We start from the raw sequence: 12,181 nt of genomic DNA, 5'->3' as shown, positions 1-12,181 counted from the left end.
CATGATCAAACTCTTCAATTTAAAAGTTTGATGCTCAATGAATTAAACTTCGTAATGAATTACGTGTTCACTCGTTGAGACTTGGTATTCATTTATCGTCCGAGGACGTTAAGAATCCATGTCACTTTGAGTGCCCACACAGATTGTCTGATAAATTGTTAAAGAGCAGTTGCGACGCGCTTCAGCGCTCTGTCGCGAGGTGGCGTATATTACGCTTTCCTCTTTCAGAGTCAACCCGTTATTTCAGGATTTTTTCTCTTCAACCGACCGGGTTGTTTGTGAAGTGATTCACATCCGCCGTGTCGATGGAGGCGCATTATAGGGAGTTCTCCGCTGGCCGCAACCGCTAAATGACAGAAAAATGACTGACTGCTGCATTCCCCAGCAAAACCCCGCCTTATACCTTTTTACACACAGAGTTATCCACAGCGCTGCGAAAAAGTGAAAATATGCGAGCGTTGCGCAAACGTTTTCGTTAAAATGCTCGCGCTTAACAAGGAGGCCTCGTCAGGTGTGTTAGATGAGTTTTTCGCTGGAAAATTCATCTAACGCTCTCTGTAATCGTGAAATCCAGGGGATTTACCATGCAACAACGTCGTCCAGTCCGCCGCGCTCTGCTCAGTGTTTCTGATAAAGCCGGTATCGTCGAATTCGCCCAGGCACTTTCCGCACGCGGTGTGGAGCTGCTTTCTACAGGTGGCACCGCGCGCCTGTTAGCAGAGAAAGGTCTGCCGGTAACCGAAGTGTCCGATTACACCGGTTTCCCGGAAATGATGGATGGACGCGTCAAAACCCTGCATCCGAAAGTCCACGGCGGTATTCTTGGCCGTCGCGGTCAGGACGACGCCATTATGGAACAGCACGATATCGCGCCTATCGATATGGTCGTTGTTAACCTCTACCCGTTCGCCCAGACCGTCGCCCGCGAAGGCTGCTCTCTGGAAGATGCGGTTGAAAATATCGATATCGGCGGCCCGACCATGGTGCGCTCCGCAGCCAAGAACCATAAAGATGTGGCCATCGTGGTGAAGAGCAGCGACTACAACGCCATTATTAATGAGATGGATGCCAACGAAGGGTCCCTGACACTTGAAACGCGTTTCGATCTCGCCATCAAAGCCTTCGAGCATACCGCCGCCTACGACAGCATGATCGCCAACTACTTCGGTAGCCTGGTACCGGCTTACCATGGTGAAAGCAAAGATCCCTCTGGCCGCTTCCCGCGCACCCTGAACCTGAACTTCATTAAGAAGCAGGATATGCGTTACGGTGAGAACAGCCACCAGCAGGCTGCCTTCTATATAGAAGAAGAGGTAAAGGAAGCCTCCGTTGCGACCGCCCAGCAGGTTCAGGGCAAAGCCCTTTCCTATAACAACATTGCCGACACCGACGCCGCGCTGGAATGCGTGAAAGAATTCAGCGAGCCGGCCTGCGTTATCGTCAAGCACGCCAACCCATGCGGCGTTGCGGTAAGCACTTCTATTCTGGATGCCTACGATCGCGCCTACAAAACCGACCCGACCTCCGCGTTCGGCGGCATTATCGCCTTTAACCGCGAGCTGGATGCGGAAACCGCGCAGGCCATCATCTCCCGCCAGTTTGTCGAAGTGATCATCGCGCCGTCCGCATCAGAAGAAGCGCTGAAAATCACTGCGGCAAAACAGAATGTGCGCGTGCTGGTTTGCGGTCAGTGGGCGGAACGCGTGCCGGGCCTGGACTTCAAGCGCGTGAACGGCGGTCTGCTGGTTCAGGACCGCGATCTGGGGATGGTGAGCGAAGCCGATCTGCGTGTCGTCACCAAACGTCAGCCAACCGAGCAGGAACTGCGTGACGCGCTGTTCTGCTGGAAAGTGGCTAAGTTCGTGAAATCCAACGCCATCGTCTACGCCAAAGAGAACATGACCATCGGGATAGGCGCAGGCCAGATGAGCCGCGTTTACTCTGCAAAAATTGCCGGTATCAAAGCAGGCGACGAAGGTCTGGAAGTGAAAGGCTCCGCCATGGCCTCTGATGCCTTCTTCCCGTTCCGCGACGGAATCGATGCGGCCGCTGCTGTGGGTATCACCTGTGTGATCCAGCCTGGCGGTTCAATCCGTGATGACGAAGTGATTGCCGCTGCCGACGAACACGGCATCGCAATGATCTTCACCGACATGCGCCACTTCCGCCATTAATTCCCGGAGCAGAAAATGAAAGTATTAGTGATTGGTAACGGCGGGCGCGAGCACGCCCTGGCGTGGAAAGCAGCGCAGTCTCCGCAGGTTGAAACCGTCTTTGTGGCACCGGGTAATGCCGGTACGGCGCTGGAACCCGCGCTGCAAAACGTCGCCATCGGCGTGACCGATATCCCGGCACTGCTGAGCTTTGCCCAGACCGAGAACATCGATCTGACCATCGTTGGCCCGGAAGCGCCGCTGGTGATTGGCGTCGTAGACGCCTTCCGCGCAGCTGGCCTGAAAATCTTTGGCCCAACGGAGGGTGCCGCACAGCTGGAAGGCTCAAAAGCCTTCACCAAAGATTTTCTCGCGCGTCATAACATCCCGACGGCGGAATATCAGAATTTCACTGAAGTGGAGCCTGCTCTGGCCTGGTTACGTGAGAAGGGCGCGCCGATTGTTATCAAGGCCGACGGTCTGGCCGCGGGTAAAGGCGTGATCGTCGCGATGACCCTCGAAGAAGCCGAAGCCGCGGTTCAGGATATGCTGGCAGGTAACGCCTTTGGCGATGCGGGCCACCGCATCGTGATTGAAGAGTTCCTCGACGGCGAAGAGGCGAGCTTTATCGTGATGGTCGATGGCGAGCACGTTCTGCCGATGGCCACCAGCCAGGATCACAAGCGTGTGGGCAATGGCGATACCGGCCCCAACACTGGGGGAATGGGCGCTTACTCTCCTGCTCCCGTTGTTACCGATGAGGTGCATCAGCGCACCATGGACCGCATCATCTGGCCAACCGTGAAAGGGATGGCGGCGGAAGGCAATACCTACACCGGTTTCCTTTATGCAGGCCTGATGATCGACAAGCAGGGTAACCCGAAGGTGATCGAATTCAACTGCCGCTTTGGCGATCCGGAAACCCAGCCGATCATGCTGCGCATGAAATCCGACCTGGTGGATCTGTGCCTTGCGGCCTGCGAAGGCAAACTGGATGAGAAAACGTCAGAGTGGGACGAGCGTGCCTCTTTAGGTGTGGTGATTGCTGCGGGTGGGTATCCGGGTAGCTACAACACTGGAGATGAGATCCACGGCCTGCCGCTGGAAGAGATTGACGGCGCGAAGGTGTTCCACGCCGGTACGAAGCTGGCTGACGATGACCGCGTGCTCACCAACGGCGGCCGCGTGCTGTGTGCGACCGCGCTGGGCCAGACCGTGGCAGAAGCGCAGAAACGCGCCTATGCGCTGATGGCGGATATTCACTGGAACGGCAGCTTCAGCCGTCAGGATATCGGTTATCGTGCTATTGCGCGGGAGCAGGGAGAGTAATTTCCCCCTCACCCTAACCCTCTCCCTCAAGGGAGAGGGGACTTAAATCAAAAACTCTTTTCTGTCGGCTGCCAGGTGCAGAAATCTTCATTCGCCACCAGCAACAGCTGAGAGCCTTCCGGCGCTTCCAGCCATGCCACACTCACCTCCACAGATGAATGCCGCTGACGACGCTGAATGTGTTCGGTTGCCCAGGATTCAAGCTCAGGCTTCACCGTCTGCCCTTCGCAGGTGGTCACCGTGCCGTCGGCATGCCAGCGCCCCTGACGCAGCACCACGCGGCCCTGACGCAGCGCATCGCTGGTCTGGCGAAGTTGTTCAGCACGGTAGCGGTAGAGGGCGACCTGATCGCTGGAAAGCTGCTTTTTCAGTCCACTGACCTCATGCTGCATAAAGCTCAGCTCGCCGTGGTCGTCGAAACGCACCTTCACGTGTTCGGGAGTCTTACTGTAGATATTCAGTTCAATGAGCGACAGGGCATCGCCCTGCCAGCGGTATTCTGCGGTCGAGGTATTGCCGTTATGCCATGGGCTGAACGCGGTGAGCATATGGACTTCATCGCTGGAATCTTTGCGCCAGATCCTGACCGCACCCTGGTTGTCAGCGTAGCCGCTGGCGGTAAACGGGGGGAGTGAGGAATCATGACTACAGGCAGACAGCAACAGTACGCCTGCCAGCGCGAGCGTTCCACGCCAGAATGACAAAAGGGGCGTTGCCGCCCCTTCGTTAAAACTGTTCACTGCCACGCGTCTTACTTAACTGCGTCTTTCAGTGCTTTACCAGAAACAAATGCCGGCACGTTAGCTGCGGCGATTTTGATTTCTTTACCGGTCTGCGGGTTGCGGCCAGTACGCTCAGCGCGGTGGTTCACTTTGAAGGTACCGAAACCAACCAGTTGTACAGCATCGCCTTCTTTCAGAGACTCAGTAATAGCAGCCAGGGTAGATTCCAGAGCAGCTTTAGCCTGCACTTTAGACAGATCAGCCTTGTCCGCAATTACATCAATCAGTTGAGTCTTGTTCATAAGTTATCCTTTCAATGTGTTTATCGCTTGCTAAGCATCGAGTGCGACGAAAATGCCAAAAAAGCACTCTCCTGCATACACGCACCGATAGCCACTTTTTTTCGCCCCCCAAATGTAGACCAGACGGGGGGCGAAAGGGAAGAGTCGAGGAGCGACAAAACAGGCGTTAAATCACGTTTTGTTGTCTCATTGGTTAAAAATTATACCAATATTGCTCTCGCCGGCCTCGCGCAGGTCCGCGCGCAGCCCTTTGATCAGCTCAATATCACGCTCTTCACACTCTGCCAGCAGGCGGAAAATCTCCCACTGAATGTCCCATTCCTGTTCTACCGCCGGGTTAGCACGCAGCTCTTCGTCGGTCATTTCACGGCCTTCCTGGGTCATTTCCAGCATCGCAACGGTGGTAATGGATGCCTTACTGACTTCAATGGCGTGTTCCAGGGTTTCACCGCTCAGACGGGAGTGGATCAGCTCGCTCAACGCCACACAGGCATCAATGGCCGGGTAGACGCCATACAGGTCGAAATCATCCGCAGCCGGAATAGCCTCTTCCAGCTTTTCGAGCTGAGAGTCAAAATTCACCTTCGCGTCTTTGACCGTCAGCGTCTCCCAGATTAAATCCAGGATACGACGATAAATCTGGCCTTCGCCAAACGCTGTCTGCTTGCAGAACGCGGCATAGTTGGGATACATGCGCTCGCACAGGCAAGCCATAAACGTCACGTGCTGCCAGCTTTCCAGCTTTTCAAGGCGCAGATGAATCGGGTTTTGTAACATGATGATGTCTCGAATCGAAAATTAGCCGCAGTTTACCTGAATCACGGCTGAATTTCCTGCCAACGAATGAATGCCGGACGTGAAGAGGCCACGGCGTCAGCCCAGCGGGTTGGCTCCGGTAAACGGTAGCCCTTCATACAGCGTTGCACCCACGCCAGGGCGCTGTCCATGCTCACCCGATGCCCGGTTGCGATAAACAGCGGGTTGCAGCGCGCTTTACTGCGCCAGACCCACGCCAGCTGCTCGCCTTTATGAATAAGCGGCGCCAGCGCGCCCGGTTCGGCAGAGAGCGGCTCAAACGCGCCGCACAGGCGTTTTTTCGCCACGCCGATGGTCGGCACGTCCACCAGCAGACCAAAGTGGCTGGCAACGCCTAAGCGACGCGGATGGGAGATACCATGCCCATCAACAAACAGCAGGTCAGGTTTTTGCGAGAGTTGTTCCCAAGCGGCCAGCAGCGCGGGATATTCGCGGAAGGAGAGAAAGCCGGGGATATAGGGCATGGTGGTGGCGATACGCGCCACCTTGTACTCCACCAGCTCCAGCGACGGGTATTTCAGCACCACCATCGCCGCTCGCGTCACTTCACCGCCCTGCTCAAACCCGACGTCCGCCCCGCCAATGTACCGCGGAGGGTCCGTATCCAGACGATCCTCACGGATCACCGATGAAGCCAGTTCGATTTGCTGAGCGCGTAGCGACGCGAGATCCATAACCACTCCTTACTTATGATACTGGGCAGAAAGCCGATGCACCGCCTCCACAAATACGCCTGCGTGTTCAGGCGGCACATCCTGATGAATGCCGTGGCCGAGGTTAAAGACGTGGCCTTCACCCTGGCCGAAACCAGACAGTATAGTCGACACTTCCTCTTCGATACGGGCAGGCTGTGCATAGAGCATGGACGGGTCCATGTTGCCCTGAAGCGCCACTTTGTCCCCCACGCGACGGCGCGCATCGGCAATATCGGTGGTCCAGTCGAGGCCCAGCGCGTCGCAGCCGGTGGCCGCCATCGCTTCCAGCCACTGGCCGCCGCCTTTGGTAAACAGCGTCACCGGCACGCGACGGCCTTCGTTTTCACGCAGCAGGCCATCGACAATTTTGTGCATGTAGTACAGGGAGAACTGCTGATAATCACGTCCGGTCAGCACGCCGCCCCAGGTGTCGAAAATCATCACCGACTGCGCACCTGCTTTAATCTGCGCGTTGAGGTAGAGCGTGACGCTCTTCGCGAGCTTGTCGAGCAGCGCATGCAGGGCCAGCGGCTCGGCGTACATCATCTTTTTGATGACGGTAAAGGCTTTGCTGCTGCCGCCTTCCACCATGTAGGTGGCCAGCGTCCACGGACTACCGGAGAAGCCAATCAGCGGCACATCGCCTTTGAGCTCGCGGCGAATGGTGCGCACGGCGTTCATCACATAGCCCAGCTCGCCTTCCGGATCGGGGATCGGCAACTTATCAACGTCGGCTTTGCTTTTGATCGGTGAGGTAAAACGCGGGCCCTCGCCGGTTTCGAAATAGAGCCCAAGGCCCATCGCATCCGGAATGGTGAGAATGTCCGAAAAAAGAATGGCGGCATCGAGCGGGAAGCGGCGCAGCGGCTGGAGCGTCACTTCACAGGCCAGCTCGGCGTTTTTGCACAGCGACATAAAATCGCCCGCCTGCGCGCGCGTGGCTTTGTACTCTGGCAGATAGCGTCCCGCCTGGCGCATCATCCACACCGGGGTGACATCAACGGGCTGGCGCAGCAGCGCACGCAGATAACGATCGTTCTTCAGTTCGGTCATTTTGCAGTTCCTTATTGCGTCAGTCCGTCAGTGTAACACTACTCATACTCGGCCCGACACATTGCCACGGTATCTTCTATCAGGCGACGCGCCACCGTTCCCGGCGGGGGCAGCAGCGGTAAATCGTCGTAGCGATACCAGTTCGCCTCCAGCAGCTCTTTCTTATCGATAACAATCTCGCCGCTGTCGTATTCCGCCATAAACGCGGTCATCAGGGACATCGGGAACGGCCACGGCTGCGACGTCACATAGCGCAGGTTTTTCACCTTAATGCCGCTCTCCTCCATCACCTCGCGCGCCACCGCCTGTTCCAGCGTTTCGCCGACTTCCACGAACCCGGCGAGGACAGTATGAATGCCGTTGCGATGACGGGTATGCTGCGCCAGCAGGATGGAATCATCACGGCGGATGGCGACAATGATGCACGGTGCGATTTGCGGATAGTAGCGTTCACGGCAGTGGCCGCAAAGCATTGCCCACTCGGTTTTGCTCGGGTGCATGGTGTGGCCGCAGTAGCCGCAGTATTTGTGCGAGCGGTAAAACTCCGCCAGCTGCACGCCGCGCCCCGCCAGCTGGAACAGGCCGACATCCCGATCCAACACCTGACGAACGGATCCCATATCCTGACGACGAGCCTGTAGGATCAACCATACTGGATCGCCCTGCCACTCGCCGATCCGCAGCGCAGGTTGGCCGACGAGATCGAAGATTTCTGCCGCACCGTAGGGTATCTCCCCACCGGGCAGCCACAACTTTTGCTCGTGACTGACGATCCACCAACCCAGATCTGATTTTTCAATAATACGATCCATATCTATTGCACTACCTTCGCTTCACTGACATGTTGTTAGCATTGTGGTTACATTTTGGATAAGCAGATCCCATTCTAAACCTTATGGAGTCGACCATGTTAAACCAGCTGGAAAGCCTGACTGAGCGCGTTGGAGGAAGTAACACCCTGGTGGATCGCTGGCTACATGTGCGCAAGCATCTCCTTGTGGCGTATTACAATCTGGTCGGTCTTAAGCCTGGCAAAGAATCCTTTATGCGGCTGAACGAAAAAGCGCTGGATGATTTTTGTCAGAGCCTTGTCGACTACCTCTCCGACGGCCATTTCAACCTTTATGAACGCATTATCCGCGAAATGGAAGGGACAACGCCGTATTTAGCGGCCAGTAAACTCTGTCCGCTGCTGGAAGCCAACACCCAGCGGATCATGGACTACTACGATTCCGCGCTGGAGAACGCTATCGATCACGATAACTATCTTGAGTTTCAGCAGGCGCTTTCCGACCTTGGCGAAGCGCTGGAAGAGCGATTCACGCTGGAAGACAAGCTCATCGCCCTCGTGCTGGACAACAACCTGAATATCAGCACCAGCGATAACGTTGCGCGCCCTGCTTGAGTTCTTAATCGTTAACGAGTAATTTACAACCATTCGCCCCTCTGCGGAGGGGGATTTTTCTTGTCGGAGTGCCCAGTGTGAAAGCACGGGCTGAGACCGTTAATTCGGGATCCGCGGAACCTGATCAGGTTAATACCTGCGAAGGGAACAAGAGTCACACTGCTGTTGTATCGCCCCTGAGGCGATCTTCTCTTGCTTCATCCGTCGTCTGACAAGCCATGTCCTTCACTTTTGGAATGAGCTATGTCTACTGCAAAACTGACCCGCCGCGAACAGCGCGAACACGCACAACGCTTCATCGACACCCTGGAAGGCACCGCTTTCCCGAACTCGAAACGCATCTACATTTCCGGATCACAGGCTGATATCCGCGTCCCGATGCGCGAAATCCAGATCAGCCCGACGCTTATCGGCGGCAGCAAAGACAACCCGCAGTTTGAAGACAACGAAGCCGTGCCGGTGTATGACACCTCGGGCCCGTACGGCGATCCTGATGTTGCTATCAACGTCCAGCAGGGTCTGGCAAAGCTGCGCCAGCCGTGGATAGAGGCGCGTAACGACAGCGAAGAACTGAGCGTACGCAGTTCTGCGTACACCAAAGAACGCCTGGCCGACGACGGTCTGGACGCGCTGCGCTTTACCGGCCTGCTGACGCCGAAACGCGCTAAAGCGGGCAAATGCGTAACCCAGCTGCACTACGCGCGCCAGGGTATCGTCACGCCGGAGATGGAGTTCATCGCCATCCGCGAAAACATGGGCCGCGAGCGCATCCGCAGCGAAGTGCTGCGCCACCAGCATCCGGGCGAAGGCTTTGGCGCTCGCCTGCCGGAAAACATCACGCCAGAGTTTGTGCGCGACGAAGTGGCCGCAGGCCGCGCCATTATCCCCGCCAACATCAACCACCCGGAATCCGAGCCGATGATTATCGGCCGCAACTTCCTGGTGAAGGTCAACGCCAACATCGGCAACTCAGCGGTGACGTCATCCATCGAAGAAGAGGTGGAAAAGCTGGTCTGGTCGACGCGCTGGGGCGCGGACACGGTGATGGACCTTTCCACTGGCCGCTATATTCATGAGACCCGCGAGTGGATCCTGCGTAACAGCCCGGTGCCGATTGGCACCGTCCCGATTTATCAGGCGCTGGAAAAGGTAAACGGCATCGCCGAAAACCTCACCTGGGAAGCGTTCCGCGACACGCTGCTGGAGCAGGCGGAACAGGGCGTGGACTACTTCACCATCCACGCGGGCGTGCTGCTGCGCTACGTGCCAATGACGGCGAAACGTCTGACCGGCATCGTCTCGCGCGGCGGTTCCATTATGGCGAAGTGGTGCCTGTCCCATCATCAGGAAAACTTCCTCTACGAGCACTTCCGCGAAATTTGCGAAATTTGCGCCGCTTACGACGTCTCCCTGTCGCTGGGCGACGGCCTGCGTCCTGGCTCCATCCGCGATGCTAACGACGAGGCGCAGTTTGCCGAGCTGCACACGCTGGGCGAGCTGACCAAAATCGCCTGGGAGTACGACGTGCAGGTGATGATTGAAGGCCCGGGCCATGTGCCGATGCAGATGATCCGTCGCAACATGACCGAAGAGTTGGAGCACTGCCACGAAGCACCGTTCTACACGCTGGGGCCACTGACAACTGACATCGCGCCGGGCTATGACCACTTCACGTCAGGCATTGGGGCGGCGATGATCGGCTGGTTCGGCTGCGCCATGCTCTGCTACGTGACACCGAAAGAGCACCTCGGCCTGCCAAACAAAGAGGACGTGAAGCAGGGACTGATTACCTACAAGATTGCCGCCCACGCGGCGGATCTGGCGAAAGGCCATCCGGGCGCGCAAATCCGCGATAACGCCATGTCCAAAGCGCGCTTTGAATTCCGCTGGGAAGACCAGTTCAACCTGGCGCTGGATCCGTTCACCGCCCGCGCCTACCACGACGAAACCCTGCCGCAGGAATCGGGCAAAGTCGCGCACTTCTGCTCCATGTGTGGGCCGAAGTTCTGCTCGATGAAAATCAGCCAGGAGGTGCGCGACTACGCCGCCGCGCAGACCATTGAAGTGGGTATGGCGGACATGTCCGAAACCTTCCGCGCCAAAGGCGGCGAAATCTACCTCAAAAAAGAGGAGGCGTAATGTACCAGCCCGATTTCCCACCCGTTCCCTACCGTTTAGGGCTTTACCCGGTGGTGGACAGCGTGGCGTGGATAGCGCGCCTGCTGGAGGCAGGCGTTCGCACCCTCCAGCTACGCATCAAGGATAAACGCGATGAAGAGGTGGAGGCCGACGTGATCGCTGCTATCGCGCTGGGACGTCGCTACCACGCCCGCCTGTTTATCAACGACTACTGGCGGCTGGCGGTTAAACACCAGGCGTACGGCGTGCATCTGGGACAGGAAGATCTGGAAACGACCGATCTCAGCGCGATCCGTGACGCCGGTCTGCGGCTGGGCGTCTCCACCCACGACGATATGGAGATCGACGTGGCACTGGCGGCCCGCCCCTCCTACATCGCCCTCGGTCACGTTTTCCCGACGCAAACCAAACAGATGCCGTCCGCTCCACAGGGTTTGACACAGCTGTCGGCCCACGTTAAGCGCCTTGCCGATTACCCCACCGTTGCCATCGGCGGGATCAGCCTTGAACGTGCGCCCGCCGTGCTGGAAACCGGCGTCGGCAGTATCGCCGTCGTCAGCGCCATCACCCAGGCGGCAGACTGGCAGGCCGCCACCGCTCAGCTTTTACAACTGGCAGGAGCAGGCGATGAAAGATCGTGATTTTATGCGTTACAGCCGCCAGATCCTGCTGGAGGATATCGCCATCGACGGGCAGCAAAAGCTGCTCGCCAGCCGGGTACTGATTGTCGGCCTGGGCGGATTAGGCGCCCCCGCCGCGCTGTATCTGGCCGGCGCGGGCGTGGGCACGCTGGTGCTGGCCGATGACGACGAGGTACATCTCAGCAATCTGCAACGGCAAATCCTCTTCACGACAGAAGATGTTAACCAGCCTAAGGCGCAGGTTACGCGCCAGCGGCTGAACCAGCTTAACCCCGATATCGAACTGGTTGCGCTCCAGACGCGGCTTAGCGGAGACGAGCTGCAACGCGAAGTTGCCCTTGCCGACGCGGTGCTGGACTGCACGGACAACATGGCGACGCGTCAGGCCATCAACGCGGCCTGTGTTGCACAGAACACGCCGCTGATCACCGCCAGCGCGGTCGGTTTCGGCGGGCAAATAATGGTGCTTACGCCGCCGTGGGCACAGGGCTGCTACCGCTGCCTGTGGCCGGACGAGGCTGAACCGGAGCGTAACTGCCGCACGGCAGGCATTCTGGGCCCGGTGGTGGGCGTGATGGGTACTCTTCAGGCGCTGGAGGCCATCAAGTTGCTCAGCGGCATAGAGACAGAACGCAACACGCTGCGGCTGTTCGACGCCCGCTCCAGCGGATGGCGTCATCTGGTGTTAAACCGCGCCAGCCACTGCCCGGTATGCGGAGGCCGCAATGCGCATTCTGTTTAACGATGAGCCGATGACGTGCGACGACGATCTTACCGTTGCCGCCCTGCTCGACACGCTGCGCCAGCTGAAGCCGGGAACGGCGCTGGCGCTCAATCAACAGATCCTGCCGCGCGAGCGGTGGGAACATCAGCAGGTCAATGAAGGCGACCAGATCCTGCTGTTTCAGGTTATCGCAGGGGGCTGA

Annotated in this window: 13 protein-coding genes and 1 riboswitch; of the genes, 7 read left to right on the top strand and 6 right to left on the bottom strand. The window is 57.6% G+C overall.

Annotation, left to right across the window (positions count from 1 at the left end):
- Positions 1-584: 584 nt before the first annotated feature.
- Together purH and purD are read left to right on the top strand one after the other, a co-directional pair.
- Positions 585-2,174 (top strand): bifunctional phosphoribosylaminoimidazolecarboxamide formyltransferase/IMP cyclohydrolase, encoded by a 1,590-nt coding sequence (purH, locus tag ACOTX4_RS24225; RefSeq protein WP_022650212.1) that lies wholly within the window; start codon positions 585-587, stop codon positions 2,172-2,174.
- Between the two features lie 15 nt (positions 2,175-2,189).
- Positions 2,190-3,482, top strand: a complete 1,293-nt coding sequence (purD, locus tag ACOTX4_RS24220) for a phosphoribosylamine--glycine ligase (RefSeq protein WP_022650211.1) — start codon at positions 2,190-2,192, stop codon at positions 3,480-3,482.
- Between the two features lie 47 nt (positions 3,483-3,529).
- Here the strand turns inward: purD and ACOTX4_RS24215 are convergent, their stop codons facing one another.
- The 6 genes from ACOTX4_RS24215 to nudC all read right to left on the bottom strand — a co-directional run bounded on the left by ACOTX4_RS24215 (position 3,530) and on the right by nudC (position 7,882).
- Complete coding sequence (locus ACOTX4_RS24215) at positions 3,530-4,222, bottom strand: DUF1481 domain-containing protein (RefSeq protein WP_045332535.1); 693 nt, start codon at positions 4,220-4,222, stop codon at positions 3,530-3,532.
- A gap of 11 nt (positions 4,223-4,233) precedes the next feature.
- Positions 4,234-4,506, bottom strand: coding sequence for a nucleoid-associated protein HU-alpha (gene hupA / locus ACOTX4_RS24210; RefSeq protein WP_002445246.1), 273 nt, complete (start codon positions 4,504-4,506; stop codon positions 4,234-4,236).
- Between the two features lie 186 nt (positions 4,507-4,692).
- Positions 4,693-5,283, bottom strand: a complete 591-nt coding sequence (locus ACOTX4_RS24205; protein WP_003862310.1) for a YjaG family protein — start codon at positions 5,281-5,283, stop codon at positions 4,693-4,695.
- Positions 5,284-5,324: 41 nt separating this feature from the next.
- A complete protein-coding gene (gene nfi / locus ACOTX4_RS24200; RefSeq protein ID WP_003862312.1) occupies positions 5,325-5,996 on the bottom strand; it encodes a deoxyribonuclease V in 672 nt (223 codons plus the stop codon).
- Between the two features lie 9 nt (positions 5,997-6,005).
- A complete protein-coding gene (gene hemE / locus ACOTX4_RS24195; RefSeq protein WP_022650209.1) occupies positions 6,006-7,070 on the bottom strand; it encodes a uroporphyrinogen decarboxylase in 1,065 nt (354 codons plus the stop codon).
- A 38-nt stretch (positions 7,071-7,108) separates the two neighbouring features.
- Entirely contained in the window at positions 7,109-7,882 is a 774-nt protein-coding gene (gene nudC, locus ACOTX4_RS24190; RefSeq protein WP_022650208.1) for an NAD(+) diphosphatase, read from the bottom strand.
- Between the two features lie 95 nt (positions 7,883-7,977).
- On the opposite strand from nudC, the gene ACOTX4_RS24185 reads away from it, so the two are divergent.
- The 5 genes from ACOTX4_RS24185 (at position 7,978) to thiS (ending at position 12,181) form a co-directional block, all read left to right on the top strand.
- Positions 7,978-8,475, top strand: a complete 498-nt coding sequence (locus ACOTX4_RS24185) for an Rsd/AlgQ family anti-sigma factor (RefSeq protein ID WP_022650207.1) — start codon at positions 7,978-7,980, stop codon at positions 8,473-8,475.
- 54 nt (positions 8,476-8,529) lie between these two features.
- Positions 8,530-8,639, top strand: a riboswitch (TPP riboswitch).
- A gap of 79 nt (positions 8,640-8,718) precedes the next feature.
- Positions 8,719-10,614: a phosphomethylpyrimidine synthase ThiC gene (gene thiC / locus ACOTX4_RS24180; protein ID WP_045332534.1), complete on the top strand. Its 1,896-nt coding sequence runs from the start codon at positions 8,719-8,721 to the stop codon at positions 10,612-10,614.
- On the top strand, positions 10,614-11,255 hold the full coding sequence (gene thiE, locus ACOTX4_RS24175) for a thiamine phosphate synthase (RefSeq protein ID WP_045332533.1): 642 nt from the start codon (positions 10,614-10,616) through the stop codon (positions 11,253-11,255). The genes thiC and thiE overlap by 1 nt, the downstream gene beginning before the upstream one ends.
- Complete coding sequence (thiF, locus tag ACOTX4_RS24170; RefSeq protein ID WP_022650204.1) at positions 11,242-11,997, top strand: thiazole biosynthesis adenylyltransferase ThiF; 756 nt, start codon at positions 11,242-11,244, stop codon at positions 11,995-11,997. Before thiE ends, thiF begins: the two co-directional genes overlap by 14 nt.
- On the top strand, positions 11,981-12,181 hold the full coding sequence (gene thiS, locus ACOTX4_RS24165; protein WP_003862324.1) for a sulfur carrier protein ThiS: 201 nt from the start codon (positions 11,981-11,983) through the stop codon (positions 12,179-12,181). Before thiF ends, thiS begins: the two co-directional genes overlap by 17 nt.

It is taken from the genome of Enterobacter cloacae complex sp. IR5459, assembly GCF_049238005.1.
GTDB lineage: Bacteria > Pseudomonadota > Gammaproteobacteria > Enterobacterales > Enterobacteriaceae > Enterobacter > Enterobacter hormaechei_C.
This window is presented reverse-complemented; position numbering and strand designations above follow the sequence as displayed.